The sequence below is a fragment of the Paenibacillus sp. cl6col genome (assembly GCF_900102125.1).
Taxonomy (GTDB): domain Bacteria; phylum Bacillota; class Bacilli; order Paenibacillales; family Paenibacillaceae; genus Paenibacillus_B; species Paenibacillus_B suaedae.
Genome location: NZ_FNAZ01000001.1, coordinates 364,351 through 382,309, shown reverse-complemented (window position 1 = coordinate 382,309; position 17,959 = coordinate 364,351). Strand labels below are relative to the sequence as shown.

Genomic DNA, 17,959 nt, shown 5'->3' with positions numbered 1-17,959 from the left:
TTATATGGAGGATAGGGAGGACATAAGGGACGGAAGTACTGAAGGATGGTGAATTCGAATGTCTGAACAAGAACAAGAACAAGAACAAGAACGGGCACAGATGCAAGTGAAAGAAAGACAGCGCTATGAACAAGGCTTTCTCGATTGTCGGAATGTTCAAGTATCGATCGCGCTTCAGGAGTGGGGAGTTCCTGTTGAGCTGTTGTATTACAATGCGTGGGAGAGCACGTGCTCGGTTTATGAGCACTTATATGTAAATAAGAAGCTTCCATGGCTGTATGAATCCCCGTGCCTTGTTCCGTCCGAACTGGGGCTAATCGGAGTCGCCTATGATGAAGTGCAGTATGCGACATATGAAGATGCTGATACCATTTTGCAAGACGTCGACTATTCAGAACAAGCGGCCTTTCTCTGGATCGTATGCGGTGAGTCGCCATATGTGAAGCCAGGATTCTACGGGCATCCAGAATCGGTGCATTCGGTGTGGGTTCAGGGTCTATCCAGCACGTCTAGCCTAGACTCTGAGCTGGCCGATTGCACAGCCGGGGCAGGTTACTGGGTGCGTGATACTTATCCCGAATTCGAAGGATTCGTATCTGAGACTGATTTCCGTCGAATGGTAGATAGTCCGTATGTACATCTAGAAGATAGACAGGTATTCCTTGTACGTCGGCCCGAGCGGAATGACTCAGCGGGTAAGGGGCAGATCATGGAGCGTTTCCTAGAGCGGCAGCGAGGGCTTCATGACGATGCAACGTTCTATGACATGATCTGCCGGACGGTGAATCAGCCGGAGCCGGAATTCTTCCCAGAATGGACGGAGCTGTACGACTGTCATTCTCATGCGTTCAAATTTCTAGCAGGTTCCCGTTATGCTTACTCTTGCTTCGTAGAGACCTTGGTGTCAAGTGAACATCCTTGGGTACGGCAGCTCCGAGACATTGCCCGCAGGGCGGATAAGTTGAAGAACGTGTTCTTAATGGCTGCACAAAGCGGTCGTGTGGATGGTCAGGTCGTTCATCGGATGTGCACGGAATTGTACAGACTTGAGCAAGAGTGGCTCGCAAGCGGTCATGTAGAGCTTGGACGAGAGGCCCAGCTTCGGAGATAGAACAGAATATCCGCTTATGAATGCAGGATGACGGAGGGGCAATCCAAGCAGTTGAGTCCAAGTCCCAGACGACCAATAAGCATGCAAAAGGGGCAGCATTTGCTGCCCCTTAAATTCATTGATAGGATAAGGATGATTTCAGAGTGTTCTACCATCATTCTTCGATAAACACTTACGCAAGCGGCTTCGGATTTGTCATTGACAGCAGTTCCTGCATGTTTGACTTTCTTGCATCTCCAAGTGTGCTGCCAATCAGATTCGTAAATCCGTCTATGGTAGCCATCCGTCCGTTGTAGCGTTGGAAATACTTGTGCCAGACGATGTCCAGTGCTTCGGTGCCAGCCTTCTGCACCCATTGCACCATTAGAGCAGCGCCCTTGACGCGGTAGAGCAGCTCAGAATATTGGCCGACATGGAACGCGGGAGTCGTTACCTGCTTCTGGAACAGTACGGCTGGCCATTGCTCGGATGGGATGACGAGGGCTCCTGCATCTGGATCCGTCCATGCATCCAGCGATGATAGATTCGGATACTGTCCGTTCCATATCGACATCGCCCAAGGTGCTCCCTCCTGTTCGTGACGATAGTATTGCGCTGCGAATTCAGATAATCCCTCTTCCAAAAATCCTTCAGTAAGCGCATTATGTCCGATCGCAAGTGAGAACCATTGCTTGGCAATCGATCGCAGCACATCCTGTGACAGCACACCTTGCTCATTACCCGCTGCACCGAGACGGTTGAACAAGATTACTTCGTTCAAGCTGTCCGTCATTTCGGGGAATGGGGCTTCGGCGAATTTCCAATGCTTGATTGGCAGCATTCCAATCTTATCGGAATAGAATCCGATTGCATCCTGCAGCGCTGCTGTATATTTCTTCATCTGTTCCTCGTCCGGCTGCTCGAAGGTGAATACAGACAGTTGTCCGCCACTAGGCAGATCGACCTTCGTCTCTATATATTTCGGGCTTGCGTAGAAGCCGAAATGACGGACATTCTGCACGTTTGAATGAACAATCTTCCTCTCATTCTCCACACGCTGGTCAATCAAGCTGCCCGTCATCGCCACATTCCATGATGCAGGCATATTCAAGCTTACATCGTAATCCGCAGCATAGAAGAAATCACTCTTATATTTCGGATTGTTCGGAACCCGGTTCCAACCTCCTTGAATCGAATCGAAGACGGCTAGCTGCGGCGTCCAGTAAGTACCGCCAACATAATCATCTGTATAGGATAACCGCTGTGCGCCATACGGGACTTGGACTTCATAATGAATGCGAATCGATACGGTCTCATTAGGAGCAAGCCCCTTGTTAAGCGTAACCGTCATCGATTGGTTTGCATGCTTAAATTGCAGTGCTTTGCCCTCTAAAGTCGTTACTTTCTTCGTCGTTATTCCCCCGAAGAACCGATCATCGATGCTATGGCTGTTATGGGCATCATCCTGAGGAGATTGATTGCGAATTTGTTCGTTGCGCTGCTTGAACTGAACAGGCATCGTCTCTGGCTTGCGGTAGCTGTCGGCGAACCAATGGAAGACTAGCTCTTTAAGGTTGCGATTGAATACGTTGCGAATCGTAACGACGGCCTCCGATTGTATCGTTCGAGTCTGCTCATTCCAATTGGCATTTATCTGATACTGAATCGGTGAGGTGGAGGCATTCTCCTTCTTCGCCTTGCCCTCACTCTTGCCGCCCAACGCACACCCAGCTAGCAGCTGCGCCATCAGGCAGATGACAAGCAAGGTAACAGCTAGTTTCCATCGTGTTGGACGCGGTTGGAATCGCGATGTGTTGCTCATAGGTGGCCCTCCTTCCGCCGATAAATAGGTAAGGTTGTTCATAATTGTATGTTAACTCCATTGTAGTAGATTTATAGGGAGCATATCTATTGATTTGACTTACGTTAGCTTACAGTTTTGTCATGATCAATGATATGGTACTATTACTTAGGGGGATATGCATTCTATTAATTATGGAAACATCAACAACCACTAGAGAGAGAAAGGGATGAATTCGGTGATTCTCCGAAAACCGATGTTACCTCACTCGATAACCGAATCCGATAATGTTGTATTGGATTCCCTACGAACAAAGATGAATTTCTTACAAATCACATCGAAAGATGCCGAATGTCTGCGTCGTTTGGCTCCCTACATGGAAAAGTACGCAGAAGCGATCACAGACCGCCACTATGATTTACTGTTCGGATTGCCAGAAATGAAGCGAATGATTGATCAGCACAGTACTAGGGCAAGGCTCAAGGGAACGTTTATCGCCTATTTGCAATCGATCCCTCAGGTTGCATTTGATGCAGAATACGTGCGAATGAGAGAGCGAATTGGGCAGGTGCACAGCCGCATACAATTAGAGCCGGAATGGTTCATTGCCTCGTTCTTGCGCGTATATGAGTACTTGGTTCCCATCATCGTGAATGATTTCCGTTCAAATGATGCATCTTCGATCTTAATGGCGCTTCACCGGATTGTGATGCTGGATGCCCAAATTGTATTGGAATCCTATCAGTCTGCAACGGAATATCGCCTGATGGACAACAATAGTGACATTATGGAAATGTTAATTCAGTCTGATGGACTGCACACACTGTTGATCGCTGCTGAGCGATCCCTTCAAGATGTTTTGGACATTCAGGCTGCTACCGAGCAATTGACAGCTTCCATCGAAGAGGTGTCCGTGCAGACGGCAGATTCTGCAACGAATACGGTGAATATGATTGCGGCGCTTCAGGAGAATCGGAAGATTGTTGAAGAGACGATCGAAGGCTTCGAGAAGATGAATGATTTGTTCTTAGATACACGCACTCGCTTTGACCAATTACAGCGTTCCATGCAAAAGTTAACGGACGTCGTGCAGTTAATCGACACGGTCGCTGGAGAGACGCAACTGCTCGCGCTGAACGCTTCGATCGAAGCAGCACGTGCTGGGGAAGAAGGACGCGGCTTCGCTGTTGTGGCTGGGGAAGTACGCAAACTATCTGATCAAACAAAGCATGCCGTTCATGATGTGTATGATGTCATTGAGAGCATTCAAGGCATGGCTACAGCAGTGCAAGCGCGGACTCGGGATATGTCGGAGCAAATGGATATCCAGCATCATAAAAATAAAAGCGCTTTCGAGCAGTTGGATCGTATGATGCAGTCGGTCGAAGAGGTAGGTTCTTCGGAGGATGCAATCGCTTCTATTGTCGAACAACAAGCGGATGCTACAACAGAAATTACTGCCAGCATGACCGGCATTGTGAAGAATACAGAAGAAATGATGTCTATGGCCAAGGCTACCGGTCAGCATCTCTATACAACAAGCCAATCGGTTGAGACATTGCGCAAGCAATCGCTTGAATGGTTCCGTCATATCGATGATGCACAATGGATTCGAATTATGAAGACCGATCATCTACTATGGAAATGGTGCACGTATAATCGGCTTCTCGGCTTCGATGAGAGTGATCCTGCTGTCATGGAGGACTTCCATCAATGCCGGCTTGGCAAATGGATTGCAGCAGAGCAGCAGCGAAGCGATTCGCCAGTGGCCCATCTTCCGCTGTTCAAGGATACGGTGGGGCAGCATGAGATGCTTCATCGCTTGGCAGGTGAAGCTGCTCGTCAGATGGATAATGGCAACCGCGATGCAGCGACAGCATCCTATCGGCGAATGAATGAGATCTCGCAGCAGCTGTTGGCACAGTTGGATGAGCTGAGAACTCAGCTGGAGCGCCGCCCTGCAAAACAACATGCCTAATCGTCTAGGAAGGTTGAGATGTAAGCGGATTTCGGTTCGGTTTATCTCGTAAGGATAAGATAAAGAGGTACTGAACGGGGATGCGGCTGGATTCTCGCGGGTGGAATTACGTTGTATATAACTAATGAATAAATGAACATATATTGTAATCGTAAATGTAAAATCGGGTTAGGCAACACCATGCGATTCGACACGGTGTATGCCTGACCCGATTTTTTTATGCTTGAAGATATTGAATGAAAAAATAGGTTGGTTTTTCTTGTTCCCATTCGACCACTGCAATCTGCTTGCGTTTAAATCGATCCTGATAGGTACGAACAACAATGGTATATAACCATGACGCGAAGCTTCTGCTTCGATCATGATCCGCCAGCTTGCGGTATGCCTTAATAAATGCCTCCTGCGCAATATCCTGGGCATCTTCATGAGTCGCTCCCATCCCTCGTAGCAAGCCGTACATTCGCTGTTTGTACTTGTTGACTAGAATCGCTTATAAGTCCTGCCTGCCTGCAAGAATTTGCTCGATGATGTCTTTGTCTGGCTCGGTGCAGCCCATGGCTCTCCTCCTTCGTCGTTGTCTGTTTATAGATATAGACGAGGCTCTCACTTGCAACTTCTCATCGTAGCAAGAAAGATTTTTTGCGAATTTCACGAAAAAAAAGGAGAACCGGAGTCCTCCCTCATCAATTTTATTTTCTTCTGACACGTTGCATTCATGAACAACAATCGCCCCGGCACAGTAGTGCTGCGCGGGGCGATTGCGTCAAGCAGCAGATTATCTGCCTCTATGCTTTTCTTTCCGCTTGTGAATGCGAATGCTCCGTTTTTTCTCCTGCAAGGCTTCGCGTTCTTCCCGAGAGCGGCATACGCGCTCCTTCTTTCTGCTCTCGTAGTCAAGACGCAGTGCTTCCTGGGATTGCGTCGATATGCCGCGCTGCTTCATTTCCATTGCGGCACGTCTTGCCAGCCGCTTCGGATTGATACGGCGCAGCGGTTCTTGGGCGTTCTCGGATCCTTGCGTAACCCGTTCTATGAGAGGCATCATGAGTGAATCCACGAATTTAAGCACTTCAGTGTCTTTCGGCTCCGAGCCAAATACGTGGCGACAAGCCTTCAGTCTTCCATGCTCCGTGTCTTCCACGACACCTATCCAGAACGGTCCTTCAAAAAATACGGTTAACTTCACATTCCATTCCCCCTTTGTCATAAAGAGTGAGGGACATCCCAAGGGGGGAAGGTTACTGATCCCGAACATTTTCATGCCGGAACGTTCGGACTACCAACCGAAAACCGTGTTTTTACACTCTTACTTGAGTATAACTCAAATGAATGGAGTTCCCAAGATAAAGATGTCATTGAAAAAAGCAGGTAGGAATGAAATTTAGATGGGAAAGGAGGAAGTTAGAAAGTTAGAAGTGAGAAGAAAAAATAAGCAAAAATAGAGAAATAAAAATACTGAAAGTTAGGATGGGGTGATTGGGAGGATAGGCGGATACAGTAATTAGTTGACTTCGAGCATGCATCAGGAAGAAAACGGGGGAACCACATCCGATCTGTGGAGGAGCTCGCGTTGGAGCTTCCACAGATGAACATGGATGATGAGTTGTACGAGTTGATGCGTTACCTATTTTTCGCGTATATCATGTTAGACAAGGTTGAAAAGTCAGAAGCTATTTATCGGATTCAGAATCCAGCTGGCTCCATTTGTTGCCGAATACCGGCGGTGTATATTGAAGCAGTTTCTCAACGAGCTCTGCAGGGTCAGCAGAAGCAAGGATGAGCAATTCATGCTCTTGCTTAACAAATCCTGCTTGGATGGAGTGCCGAACCATTTCCAGCATAGGTGTGAAATAGCCTTCCACATTCAGTACGCCAATTGGCTTCTGATGAATGCCGATTTGCGCCCAGCTAATGACCTCGAACAGCTCTTCAAATGTTCCGAATCCGCCTGGCAGCGAGATAAATCCGTCAGACAGATCGATCATTGTTTTTTTGCGTTCATGCATATCTTTTACTTCAATGAGCTCAGTCAAGTTGGTATGTACAACTTCACCTCGGAACAATCCGCGCGGCATAACGCCTGTTACTCTGCCGCCAAGGCGCAGCACTTCATTAGCTACTTCGCCCATGAGACCGACTTTGGAGCCACCGTATACAAGTTCAATGTTCTTCTCAGCAAGTACACGGCCTAGAGCTTGCGCGCTAGAGGCGAAGTTGGGGTGCGTCCCCAAGTTGGATCCGGAATACACACATAATCTTTTCACGAGTAATGCCTCCTCATCTGGTATACTTCATTAAGTATAGACATCATTGGTTAGGAAAGGAAGTTAATTTACAATGGAGATGAAACCATTTCAACAGTGGGTGCAGCAATTTTATCAGAAGCGGGAATGGTCGCAATATAATTCCTTTATTCGCGTCGGCTTCCTCATGGAGGAAGTGGGAGAGGTTGCACGTGTTGTTCGGGCGCTGGAAATTGGCCGTGACCGTCCAGATGAAGGGGAGCGCAGCCGCGATGAACTGCGTCAAGAACTGGTGGAAGAGCTCGGTGATGTGCTGGCGAATGTCATTGTGCTGTCGGAGAAGTATGACATCGACTTGAGTGAGATTGCACAAGCCCATATGGACAAGCTGACGAAGCGTTTCGGCGGTTGATTCGGTAAGGAAACACTAGGGAGAACTACTGGCAAGAGTAAGAGCGCAAAGAGTAAGTAGCAAGTAGCAAAGAGCAAGGAGCAAAGTGCTGAGTGCTGAGTGCTGAGTGCTGAGCGAAAAGCAAAGCTAAGAGTCTAAAGTGTAAATTGCTAAGATCCATCCCGTTGCGGCGAGCTGCGAATCGGATAGATAACAAAGCAAATGATGGCGAATACGAGTGCAACGATTGGGATGCCTGCCAGCATCAGTCTAATCCCCAATATGGCTGCGTCAGGCTGCTGCGCGCTATTGGCAACATAGCCGCTGGATTCGAGTACGGTGCTCATAATAATGGCTTGCAGGGAGACGCCGAACCGAATAATAAATCCATTCATGCCGAAATACATACCTTCGCGTCGTGCCCCTGTCGTGCGCTCGTCCTCGTCAATGACCTCAGAGAGGAGAATGTCGAGTAGGATGATAAGTCCAGCAAGGCTGAACCCGATGAATGCGCCTGCTATATAGGCGCCGAGTTCCGATGAGACGAACAGAAGTGGAGCTAAGGCAAACATATAGCATACGATGGCAGCAATCATCGTTTTGCGCGGTCCGTAGCGTTTCGTCCAATGCGCCCATACGTACACCAACGGGATCGCAGTAACGAAGACCAGCCCAAGCATAATTGTGTTGGCGCTTTCATTTGCGTGCAGTGCATATTTGGTGAAGAACGGAATCGCCGCGGTCAGAAGAGCAAAGGTCAATTGCACGAAGAAACCGCCCAGTACATAGGCGACAAAAGAACGGTTAGAGAACGTATACACAATAGCCTTCCATAACCCGATTGAGCGAGCAGATGCCTGCTCATTCTCCTTCGAGCCCCAGATCATCACAGCCAGAAAAATAGCGGATATGATTCCGAAGGTAAGCCCCATAGCCCCCCATCCGTATTCGGTATAGACTAGCGGCGGTGCTGCTACCCCTCCAATCATCCCCAGTATGCCGAACATTTGCTTCCACGAAGAGGCAGATGCTCGCTCCTTCATCGTAACGAACATTTCCGGGAACAGCGCTGAGTAATTGAGGATGACGAGCACATACAAAATATCATACAGCAGTACGAGCAAGAGGAAGTACCAGAACAGCCCGTTACCGGAAGCAAGCGGGAACCAGATGAGTGTAAATACAGCCGCGAGCGGTATCGCTCCAAATGCCATGTAGGGAATGCGCCGGCCCCATCTCGTACGAAACCGATCGGACATATAGCCGAACAATGGATTGAGAAAGGCGCCGACGAGTCCGTGGATCACCATCGCAATGCCGATGAGTCCTGGACGGACGCCAAGGATGTCAACGTAATAATAGACAATATAGGCTGCGAACATTTGGGCCAATAAGTTGGCAGATATATTTCCTGAAGCGAAGGCAGCTTTGCGTGCAGGGGATATCGCAATGCTCATGGTATGACCCTCCTCCTTGTTCCTACATAAGCGGTGGGAGCTGGCCGCGCTGTACATCCCGCAAATCCCGCCAACGAATGAGTTGAATACCTTCTTCTGCTATGACACGCCTGATGTCTGAATCGCGGAATAATCTCCATTCCATGCCGCGCTTCTCCCAATGTGGAGTAATGGCCTTTAATTCATCAGATACGATGGAGGGGTGGAGGTACATCTCGGTAATACCGGGAAGAAGACCGCGTAGGAGTGCTTCCGCCTTGGCTTTGACCTGAGCATATGTCTCTCCTGGAATCCGTTCATAAGGGAGCCCGAGCAGTGTATCAAGTATGACAACCCCTTTGGCATCTGCCAGATCGATCCGCCTCTTCGCCATCTTCTCGAGTTCTGGATTCAGCTTCATGCCGCCAATACGTCTTGGCATGCGGAACGGCAGTCCATACGCTGCACATACATCAAATACTACGTCAAGGAAATCCCGTCCCGACGCGAGTCCGTATAAGCTGCCCATGTGGTTATCCGCATGCGTAATATTGATGCCGATGCGTCTTGCCGCTTCAATTTGACTAATCATTTCACAGCGAATTTGCTCAGGATCGGCGAGATGCTCGACGGTCAGACAATCCTCAGGGAAGCAGCCCTCCTCGGTGAGCAGGGTGGAGATGTCTCGTGATCGGTTCATCGCCGACCATTTATACCCTTCCCACTCGCTCGTGAAGGTGAGGTGTACCCCGATGTCCAGCTCTGGATGAGCGGCACTCCACTTCGCTGCTTCCTTGGCCCAGCCGCATGGCATCATGATGGAGGTGGAACAAATCGATCCCTCCTCAAGCAGCTGCATAATCCCCATGTTCGTTGCATGACACATACCGAAGTCGTCGGCATTAATGATGAGCAGACGATCGGTTTCCTCATACCCTAAAGCTCTCATGACGTTCATGGCCTTCGCCTCCATGTATGATTGATCGATGCGCATGAATCGATTCGTGTGTATGCAACTAAATATATTCGGTAGTGGGTGGCAACTTGCACTTGCGCTTAGATATAATGATGGTTTACTCACGGGAGTATCGATTTCCCATGCGCGATGAGAGGTGGGAAGTACAATAGGGTATCTGTTATCGCTTAGGGGCATCCTTCGATTACGCAGATATGCTTCTGATTCGGAGGCAGCTCTAATATGTTAATCATAGGTGAGATGGCATCCATGAAGGAGGGCTGAACGATGACATGGGATATCATTCGCATACCTTGGACGACATATCGGGGGGCAGAAGCAACGGAACGGCTGCCTGAGGCTCTCCTTCAGTTGAAGGATGCTTCGACAATAGCTGAAGCGGAGCTGGCCAGTGTATCGATAGAATCAATTGTGGTTGTGCAGGGCGCCCTGTACGAGGTGGCTGTACCGACGGCCATTTGCTTGCTAAGCATGATTCAGAATACGACGGATACGGCACGCCCGTACATGTTGGAGCTGCTTGTTCTCATTGCTTCCGGCGAGCCAGCAGATCTTGAGTTGGAGTACGGAAATCCGCGTCTGGCAGATGCTTGCAAGCGGGAAGTTGCCCGAGGAACTGCTGTATATGCCCACCTGCTTGAGAATGGGCGCGCGGCTGAGCGGCTGCATTGTATCGATTTACTAGGGTTGTGTGCGAAGCGGGATAGGACGGTAAGAGAGCGGGTACGCTGGATGTTCCGGCGAGTGCTGCAATCTGAGAGGGATGAACGTATTCGGGAGTTCTTGTCTTATTGGCTGAGGGAGCTGGTGTAGTTATCGACAGGTTTATTTTAAAAACAATGGTACTTACGTTAAGGAAAGATGTAATCTATAATGAACATGAAATTAATGGCTATAGCAATACCGCGTCCAAATGAACGCTAAGGCATTGCATTGTACCTGATGCTATGCCTTTTTTTCTTGTTTGAAAGGGGGACTTATTACTAAACAACCTAGTACGTTAGGATAATTACTATTAATCGAGTCGTGATAACACATCTACTAGAACATAATCAATTGTATTTGAGGAGAGGTATCAATGGGGAAAAAATGTATCGTACTCATTATGGGGATAATGTTACTTTCACAATTATTAAGTGTTGACGGGATAGCCGTATTTGCAATGGATTCGACAAGAATTGTTCCAGATCCTCGCCTGAAGAATGGACAAGCAAATTATATTTATGACTCAAATAACCGAATCATTGAAATGCCTTTTCGAAAATGGGGCATGGATCTCATAGAAAGGTTTTTTTACGATGCAAATGGAAATATGGTAAACAAACATATCGAGCTTAATGATATTGAAAGATTTGAACACGGATCATATCAGAATTCAGATTACATAGGACAAAAAATCACCAATAATGCAAACTACACGATTGAAGGAGCATACTCTGCATACGGAACCGCAGATGGCTCGGTAGATTGGAATGAATTCCTGCATTCTGATCGGAGTAAAATTAAATTTGAACCTAATACAACGTACTCTATTACTTTTAAATATAAAATAATGTCCAAGCCTGAGAAGGATGGATATTTTTATTTTTTAGTGAGAAGCGCCAATATGGACTTTATCAATGATAAGGCGTTCACCAAACTGCAAGATTATGATAACGGAACCATCAATACGACAACAATTACGTTTACTACTGCCTCTGTTGATGACTACTATTTAATATGGGGTCAAAGATTCGGTGGGGCAATAACGATAGATAATATAAGAATTAAAAAAGAAACAGAATCATTCGAAGGAGATAAACTAGAAGATACAACTTATAAAACTGGAGGACCTCTAGGAGCAACAGTAACAACAGATCCTAATCAAGTAATATCAGGTGGTAAATCGATTCTCGGCAGAGCCCCTAGAAGCGAAGAGTGGAATGAATTCTTGCATTCAGATTTTAAAAAAGCATATTTTGAGCCGAATACGACCTATTCCGTTACATTCAAATATAAAATTATTGATTTGCCGGATAAGGAAGGATATTTTTATTTTTTAGCTCGAGCCTTCGGTCAAGATTATGCGAATGATAAATCTTTTACCACATGGAAAGGACAAGTAGGAGATGTGGAAGAAACAACAATCACCTTTACTACAGGGCCTTTCGAACAATATTATCTGATATGGGGACAACGCTTCGGTGGAGCCATTGCGATTGATGATATCACAATAACTAAGCTTAACAACTCTTTTGAGAGCGGGACTTTTTTAGCTTCTGATTTTGTTGCGGGATATAGAAATATAGGAAGAATAACCAACGATCCAGCTAAAGTAATAACAGGCAAATATTCAGGGCTTGGCATCTCCACACCAAATGAGGAATGGAACGAGTTCTTACATACAGATTTAAACAAAGTAGCGTTTCACCCTAATACGACCTATTCCATCTCATTCTCATACAAGATAATAAATAAGATTGAAAATAAGGATGGGTATTTTTATTTTCTGGCGAGGGCTGCATACAAGTCTTATGCAGATGACAAGGCATTTACAACATGGAACGAAGAACCAGGCATTGTTAGAACCAAGACCATTACGTTTACTACAGGCTCTCACAGTGATTATTATTTAATTTGGGGGATTCGACATGGTGGAGAGATTTCAATAGATGATATAAAAATATCCAAAAAATAATCTGGTTGTTCGAGAACATAAAGGAGATCAGTTAAAATGCGAGTGACACGGTTACCTGAATTATTTATTTTTATAAGTATTTTGTATAACAGTGCATTTTATCCCGTAGCATACGGAATGCCCATAGGGAGTAGAGATGCATCTCTCGGTATGTCTTTTTTTGCTGATGTGAATGGGGACAAAAAGGAGGACTCTATCGTTTATAATGGCAACGGGGAGTGGATAGTGTCGCTGTCAACCGGGAATAAGTTCGAAGCTTATTCGAACTGGATAGAAGGCCATGGAATTGGTTCTACTAAACAGCTGGTAGGAGATGTGAACGGAGATGGCAAAGCCGATACTATTGTGTATTTCGACAACGGAGAATGGTGGGTGTCACTCTCAAATGGAAGTGGTTTTGATGCCTATACAAGATGGATAGCAGGTTATGGAGAAGGATCAAGCCAGCAATTTGTAGGAGATGTGAACGGAGATGGCAAAGCCGATTCCATTGTGTACTTCGACAACGGAGAATGGTGGGTGTCACTCTCGAGGGGCGACCGATTTGGTGCTTTTCAAAAGTGGAGAGGCAATGTTCAATATCAGTATGATTCTTCTGGTAAACTGCAACGATTAACACTTGTGGATGGTAAGCAATTGCATTTTCAGTATGATAAGAACGGGAATCTAATTAGGAAGTGGATGGAGTAAATTCAAAAGAGAAGTCCGACCATTTAGGCTGGACTTCTCTTATTTAAATAAAGAATATAGCTAGTTGTATTTGAATACTAGCTTTTTAATGTCTATACTGCCAGAAGCCTGATTATCGGTTCCTCTTATAATTACGTATACAAGAGCACGTACAGCACCTTGAGGGACTTGCCCGTTATTTCGCAACGTTACAAAATCTGTAGTCGGTTGAGATTGTTCCGTAATGTTTGCCCCGATAAATTGGTTATTAACATCCATAAAATCGATATATAATTGAACTTTAGCGCGTTCCGATTGTTTTACATGAATAGCTCCACTTACTTCAAAACTCCTCGCTGGATTGACCTTTACATTTTGAAAGATGGTTAGTGCACCATTTGTTTGAATTCCAGATCCCGAAATACTTTGCATATGCTGTTGATTGCTACGTTTGATTTGATAATTACTTTGCTCATGCAACCAACCGCCCTTATTCCAAGCATCGCCGACTTCATCTTGATCGGGATAAATCATAAATTCAGGATTAGATAATAAATTTCGTTCACTTGAGTATTGGAAGTGAATGGAGTCGACATACATGCTGCCGGATGACTGATTTGTCAAACTTCGTATGATTGCATAAACGACTAACTTCTCTGCATTTGCAGGGGTTGTCCCTGAATTGGAAAGAACGATAAATTGTCCATGTGTTGGATATTCATACTCTGTAATATTGGCGCCTATAAATTGGTCTTTATCATCTTTAAAGTCCAAATATAATTGAACCTTGCTGCCTTTCAATTGCTCAACTTGAAATAATCCGCTAATCGTAAAGTCACGATTTTTCTCCACTTTTATCGTTTGACTAACAGCAACCATGTCATTGACTCCCATTTCTGATGCAGAAATTTTCTGGACAGGGTTGTTCTCAAATCGAGCGGTTTCGAAGATTGATTTGCCGGTACTCCATATCTTTCTCCAATCATCTGCTAATTCAGAACCAACCTCAGATTGGAATGAGGGATTAGATACTAGATTGTGATCAGAGCTATATGCAAAACGGATGGAATCTAATCTACATTGATGATTCCTGAACCCTCATCATTTGTTGCACGCAGCAAGGCGTACACGATTGCTTTCTTGGCCGAAGCAGGAACTCGGCCATGATTTGTTAGAGTGATGAATCCACCATTTGTAAGCTTATCCCACTCCGTGACGTTGGCTCCAACATAGGATCCATCCGCTCCAATGAAGTCTATGTACAATTGAACCTTTGCATGATTTAACTGTTCTATTGTTAATGTAGTATTTGTAACGAATTCTTTGTCTGCGGCGACATCGATGATCTGACTAACGGCAACAATACCGTTGTTGACGATACCCTCACCAGTTATTTTTTGTAAATTTGTATTTTCGAACTTTACAATAGAGAAGCTGCTGCTTGCTGCACCCCAAGTTTCTGTTCTCCAATCTTTCGCCTCGCCGTTTTCCATCGTTTCCTTGAAATAAGGGTTGCGTACTAGATTCTTAGGAATCGTTACTGCATTTTTAATTATTTTCTTGCCAATCATATTTCCGTTCTTATCGTACTCATATTTTGTTTGGGTTTCGTTAGAAATCGTTTTCACTAATTTGTTATTGGCATCATATTCAAATTCTGTTATCTCTGAAGCAAAGGCTGAAGTAATTGTTGCAGGAGCCCATCCAAATAGCAAAAGTAATATGCAAAACAGTTTTTTCATTCACTTTGAACCTCCAATGATGAATATATGAGCATAGTATACATAGAAACGCTTCCAAGTGGTGATAAAAAGAAACACGATGTTGCAAAATACTCCAAAATAATACCCGCTAATTAATAATTATGTAAATTAATGTCTGTAAAATTGTGTAGGTCAGTAGATATAGTAAATATAGAATATATCAAAGATAAGGTAGGGGTATATGTGAAGGATGCCAAGAAACTACTCTTCTGCATAACCATAATGTTTGTTCTTATGGTTGGGGCAAACATTTTTAGAGGTGAGAAAGCGCTTGCGCAAGAAGGGAAACAGGAATCACAGCTTGTGTTTATTAATTTGTCGACTGATGCGAAGAAGAACGATTACATATATGATTCTGACGGAAAATTGATCGCTGCTTTTCTATCAGACGGAACTTATATGTCTTACATTTATGATTCTAACGGAAACCAAACGAATCGGAAAAAAGTAAACCTGTCGATACAACCGACAATTAATTTATCGGCTCATTCCTATGAGATCTATATAAGAGGGATACGAAGTAACGCTGAACAGATCTATTTCCCTACATGGACAGAGCATAATGGCCAGGATGATACGGAGTGGATCAAGGGAACGAAGGTGTCAGACGGAGTATGGAAGGCGACTGTATTTTTCAAAAATCACGGTATGGAAACAGGCTCTTATATTACTCATATTTATGATGGGGATCGTATGGTTGCAGCGACAATCGTTAATGTGGGCATGAACGTGAAAGTGCGCAGTCCACAAAAAGCATCATTGAAGGACGAGTCATACGATATTTACATAGATGGCATAGGCGAAAATGTAAGTGAAGTTAGGTTTCCAACTTGGACAGAGGCAAATGGCCAAGACGATCTGGAGCAACCTTGGATTAGAGGAGTCAATCAAGGCAACGGTACATGGAAAATAACGATACCGTTCAAAAAGCATAATTATGAGACAGGAAAGTATATCACACATATCTATAGCTTCGACAAATATGGAAACAACATGATGCTTGGTGGAGCATTGGTAGATGTGACGGGTGGAACTCAGTATCCGATCGAGACGAATCTATCAAGTGTGTCCTACGATATCACCATCTATGGTTTGGATCATAATACTTCGAAGGTTCAATTCCCAACGTGGACTGATCACAACGGTCAGGATGATTTGAAGTGGATTGAGGGAAGTGAAGTAGCGAATGGAGTATGGAAAGCAACAGTACTCTATGGTGAGCATAATCAGGAGGCGGGAAGCTATATTACCCATGTCTATGCGGATGGGAAGTTTGTAGATGGTTTTATCGTTACGGTTCGCGGTAATAACGTTCAATTAAAGGCCCCACAAGAAGTAAAGAAAAGCGACGGTGCATATGAAATTTTAGTAGAAGGAATCCCTAATAGCATTAATGACGTCAGATTTCCAACATGGACGGATCACAATGGACAAGATGATCTTGAAAGTCCATGGATTAAAGGAGAAAAAGTAAAACCGGGTGTATGGAAAATCCGAATTCCTTTCGGCAAGCATAATAATGAATCAGGTACATACATAACGCATGTCTACACGGTTGATCAATACGGGAATATGATGGCTGTAGCATGGGTGCATGTTCAGGTAATAGATTGAGTACTCATAAGTATTTTTATATATGATTTCGATCAAAACGGTAATCGTATACGCAGTACTAAACAATGAGATTTGGATGAGGAAGGAATCATATGAAAAAGATACTATCATCACTACTAATATTTCTTGTAACAATGCTGTCAGCGGGTACGAGTTATGCAGGGAACAATGTCATTTATGAATATGACGCAAATGGGAACTTGATTCGAAAATCTGCTGTAAATGTTGCAGAAAGTGGCTATATTCCCACCGAGAAAAAGACGTTTACAGGAAAAGAAAAAGTTGCAATCAATGCCAAGGGAGTTAGCAGTGCTAATAATGCGAAGACAACCGTTCAATTTTGGATGTACTGGACAGGTCAAGACAATATGATGCCATTTAGCTGGCATTCTGGGTATACACTTTGGCTTAATAGTAATGTGTTTGGTTTCAATACGGAGAACGGGGACATATTTGGATTTCCAGCCGAAAGTATCGCAAATAAGTGGGTTCAAGTTACAGCAATTTTTCACAACGGGGACATTACAAAAAGTGAAATCTATGTAAATGGAACAAAGCAAACGTTGCAACACTACGGCAGCCAATCACTGATTAAATCGGTGTCGGAAACTGCGAATATTTCAGGTTGGGCAAAGAGTGAAGATTACCGCTTCAAAGGCCAAATCTCAGATCTTAAAATCTGGAAACGGGAGCTAACTCAAACCGAAATTTCTAGCAGTGTGTTTTCGAAAAATCCTGTAGCATTAGCTGATTTGGTTGGAGAGTGGAAGCTAAGAGATGAACCAGTTCAATCATTGAAATTCAATGGATCTCAACAAATGAAATTATCGGGCATTCAAGCGGATTCGAATCCTGATGTCCAGACAACTGTTCAATTTTGGATGAAGTGGGATGGGAACCAAATCGAAATGCCTTTTAGCTGGGCGAATAGTTCTTACGATTTGTACTTTAATGATCGATTATTTGGCTTCAATACAGGCAATGGAGACTTGTATGGAACCTCATCTGATCCGCTAGTAAATAAGTGGGTTCACGTATCTGCAATATTCACGAATGGAGATATATACAAAAATGAGTTGTACATCAATGGCGTTAGACAGACTCTTGCGAAGATAGGGACTGCCTCTAATAGAAATGTTGCAGATAGTGCTTACTTCTCTGGTTGGAATAATGATACCCAATATCAATTTCACGGAAATATAGCAGAGTTGAAAGTCTGGAATCGGGCATTAAATCCAATCGAAATTGAAAGTGAAATGTACAAAACGCCAGCCATCGGCTCCAATTTAATCTATGTGTATTAACAAAATTAGATAAGGGG

The 17,959-nt window shown here is 44.7% G+C and carries 16 protein-coding genes; 8 read left to right on the top strand and 8 right to left on the bottom strand.

Annotated features, from left to right (window positions below; all coding sequences use genetic code 11):
• The first annotated feature begins 58 nt into the window (after positions 1-58).
• Positions 59-1,111 (top strand): hypothetical protein, encoded by a 1,053-nt coding sequence (locus BLS15_RS01600; protein ID WP_254777263.1) that lies wholly within the window; start codon positions 59-61, stop codon positions 1,109-1,111.
• A gap of 172 nt (positions 1,112-1,283) precedes the next feature.
• Here the strand turns inward: BLS15_RS01600 and BLS15_RS01595 are convergent, their stop codons facing one another.
• Positions 1,284-2,912, bottom strand: a complete 1,629-nt coding sequence (locus BLS15_RS01595) for a gluzincin family metallopeptidase (RefSeq protein WP_021257586.1) — start codon at positions 2,910-2,912, stop codon at positions 1,284-1,286.
• A 208-nt stretch (positions 2,913-3,120) separates the two neighbouring features.
• Between BLS15_RS01595 and BLS15_RS01590 the strand changes: the two genes are divergently transcribed.
• Positions 3,121-4,869, top strand: coding sequence for a protoglobin domain-containing protein (locus BLS15_RS01590; protein ID WP_028531750.1), 1,749 nt, complete (start codon positions 3,121-3,123; stop codon positions 4,867-4,869).
• Between the two features lie 217 nt (positions 4,870-5,086).
• On the opposite strand, the gene BLS15_RS01585 is transcribed toward BLS15_RS01590, so the two are convergent.
• The 3 genes from BLS15_RS01585 to BLS15_RS01575 all read right to left on the bottom strand — a co-directional run bounded on the left by BLS15_RS01585 (position 5,087) and on the right by BLS15_RS01575 (position 7,133).
• The gene (locus BLS15_RS01585; RefSeq protein ID WP_268632909.1) at positions 5,087-5,356 is read right to left on the bottom strand and encodes a sigma factor; all 270 of its coding nucleotides are present in this window, start codon (positions 5,354-5,356) and stop codon (positions 5,087-5,089) included.
• Between the two features lie 288 nt (positions 5,357-5,644).
• Entirely contained in the window at positions 5,645-6,055 is a 411-nt protein-coding gene (locus BLS15_RS01580; protein ID WP_028531751.1) for a YjdF family protein, read from the bottom strand.
• Positions 6,056-6,539: 484 nt separating this feature from the next.
• A complete protein-coding gene (locus BLS15_RS01575; RefSeq protein ID WP_021257582.1) occupies positions 6,540-7,133 on the bottom strand; it encodes an LOG family protein in 594 nt (197 codons plus the stop codon).
• Between the two features lie 73 nt (positions 7,134-7,206).
• Here BLS15_RS01575 and BLS15_RS01570 point away from each other — a divergent pair, with 73 nt between their 5' ends.
• Positions 7,207-7,524, top strand: coding sequence for a MazG nucleotide pyrophosphohydrolase domain-containing protein (locus tag BLS15_RS01570; protein ID WP_021257581.1), 318 nt, complete (start codon positions 7,207-7,209; stop codon positions 7,522-7,524).
• Between the two features lie 149 nt (positions 7,525-7,673).
• Here BLS15_RS01570 and BLS15_RS01565 read toward each other — a convergent pair whose 3' ends face one another.
• Positions 7,674-8,960: an MFS transporter gene (locus BLS15_RS01565; protein WP_028531752.1), complete on the bottom strand. Its 1,287-nt coding sequence runs from the start codon at positions 8,958-8,960 to the stop codon at positions 7,674-7,676.
• Between the two features lie 22 nt (positions 8,961-8,982).
• Complete coding sequence (locus BLS15_RS01560; protein ID WP_028531753.1) at positions 8,983-9,897, bottom strand: polysaccharide deacetylase family protein; 915 nt, start codon at positions 9,895-9,897, stop codon at positions 8,983-8,985.
• A 285-nt stretch (positions 9,898-10,182) separates the two neighbouring features.
• Between BLS15_RS01560 and BLS15_RS01555 the strand changes: the two genes are divergently transcribed.
• The 3 genes from BLS15_RS01555 (at position 10,183) to BLS15_RS01545 (ending at position 13,282) form a co-directional block, all read left to right on the top strand.
• Complete coding sequence (locus tag BLS15_RS01555; RefSeq protein WP_028531754.1) at positions 10,183-10,728, top strand: hypothetical protein; 546 nt, start codon at positions 10,183-10,185, stop codon at positions 10,726-10,728.
• Positions 10,729-10,993: 265 nt separating this feature from the next.
• Positions 10,994-12,592: a hypothetical protein gene (locus BLS15_RS01550; RefSeq protein WP_028531755.1), complete on the top strand. Its 1,599-nt coding sequence runs from the start codon at positions 10,994-10,996 to the stop codon at positions 12,590-12,592.
• Positions 12,593-12,628: 36 nt separating this feature from the next.
• Entirely contained in the window at positions 12,629-13,282 is a 654-nt protein-coding gene (locus BLS15_RS01545) for an FG-GAP-like repeat-containing protein (protein WP_028531756.1), read from the top strand.
• Between the two features lie 60 nt (positions 13,283-13,342).
• Here BLS15_RS01545 and BLS15_RS01540 read toward each other — a convergent pair whose 3' ends face one another.
• Together BLS15_RS01540 and BLS15_RS01535 are read right to left on the bottom strand one after the other, a co-directional pair.
• Positions 13,343-14,140 (bottom strand): hypothetical protein, encoded by a 798-nt coding sequence (locus tag BLS15_RS01540; protein WP_028531757.1) that lies wholly within the window; start codon positions 14,138-14,140, stop codon positions 13,343-13,345.
• A 191-nt stretch (positions 14,141-14,331) separates the two neighbouring features.
• Positions 14,332-15,003, bottom strand: coding sequence for a hypothetical protein (locus BLS15_RS01535; protein WP_028531758.1), 672 nt, complete (start codon positions 15,001-15,003; stop codon positions 14,332-14,334).
• Positions 15,004-15,327: 324 nt separating this feature from the next.
• Here BLS15_RS01535 and BLS15_RS01530 point away from each other — a divergent pair, with 324 nt between their 5' ends.
• Together BLS15_RS01530 and BLS15_RS01525 are read left to right on the top strand one after the other, a co-directional pair.
• Positions 15,328-16,638 (top strand): GBS Bsp-like repeat-containing protein, encoded by a 1,311-nt coding sequence (locus tag BLS15_RS01530; protein ID WP_254777262.1) that lies wholly within the window; start codon positions 15,328-15,330, stop codon positions 16,636-16,638.
• 92 nt (positions 16,639-16,730) lie between these two features.
• Complete coding sequence (locus BLS15_RS01525; RefSeq protein ID WP_028531760.1) at positions 16,731-17,942, top strand: LamG domain-containing protein; 1,212 nt, start codon at positions 16,731-16,733, stop codon at positions 17,940-17,942.
• Positions 17,943-17,959 lie beyond the last annotated feature (17 nt).

Bases quoted from the DNA above. Each gene is read 5' to 3' on its own strand.
- BLS15_RS01525 (WP_028531760.1), top strand. From the start codon at position 16,731: ATGAAAAAGATACTATCATCACTACTAATATTTCTTGTAACAATGCTG.
- BLS15_RS01570 (WP_021257581.1), top strand. From the start codon at position 7,207: ATGGAGATGAAACCATTTCAACAGTGGGTGCAGCAATTTTATCAGAAG.
- BLS15_RS01535 (WP_028531758.1), bottom strand. From the start codon at position 15,003: ATGAAAAAACTGTTTTGCATATTACTTTTGCTATTTGGATGGGCTCCT.
- BLS15_RS01555 (WP_028531754.1), top strand. From the start codon at position 10,183: ATGACATGGGATATCATTCGCATACCTTGGACGACATATCGGGGGGCA.
- BLS15_RS01550 (WP_028531755.1), top strand. From the start codon at position 10,994: ATGGGGAAAAAATGTATCGTACTCATTATGGGGATAATGTTACTTTCA.
- BLS15_RS01590 (WP_028531750.1), top strand. From the start codon at position 3,121: ATGAATTCGGTGATTCTCCGAAAACCGATGTTACCTCACTCGATAACC.
- BLS15_RS01560 (WP_028531753.1), bottom strand. From the start codon at position 9,897: ATGAACGTCATGAGAGCTTTAGGGTATGAGGAAACCGATCGTCTGCTC.
- BLS15_RS01565 (WP_028531752.1), bottom strand. From the start codon at position 8,960: ATGAGCATTGCGATATCCCCTGCACGCAAAGCTGCCTTCGCTTCAGGA.
- BLS15_RS01540 (WP_028531757.1), bottom strand. From the start codon at position 14,140: ATGGTTGCTGTTAGTCAAACGATAAAAGTGGAGAAAAATCGTGACTTT.
- BLS15_RS01600 (WP_254777263.1), top strand. From the start codon at position 59: ATGTCTGAACAAGAACAAGAACAAGAACAAGAACGGGCACAGATGCAA.
- BLS15_RS01595 (WP_021257586.1), bottom strand. From the start codon at position 2,912: ATGAGCAACACATCGCGATTCCAACCGCGTCCAACACGATGGAAACTA.
- BLS15_RS01545 (WP_028531756.1), top strand. From the start codon at position 12,629: ATGCGAGTGACACGGTTACCTGAATTATTTATTTTTATAAGTATTTTG.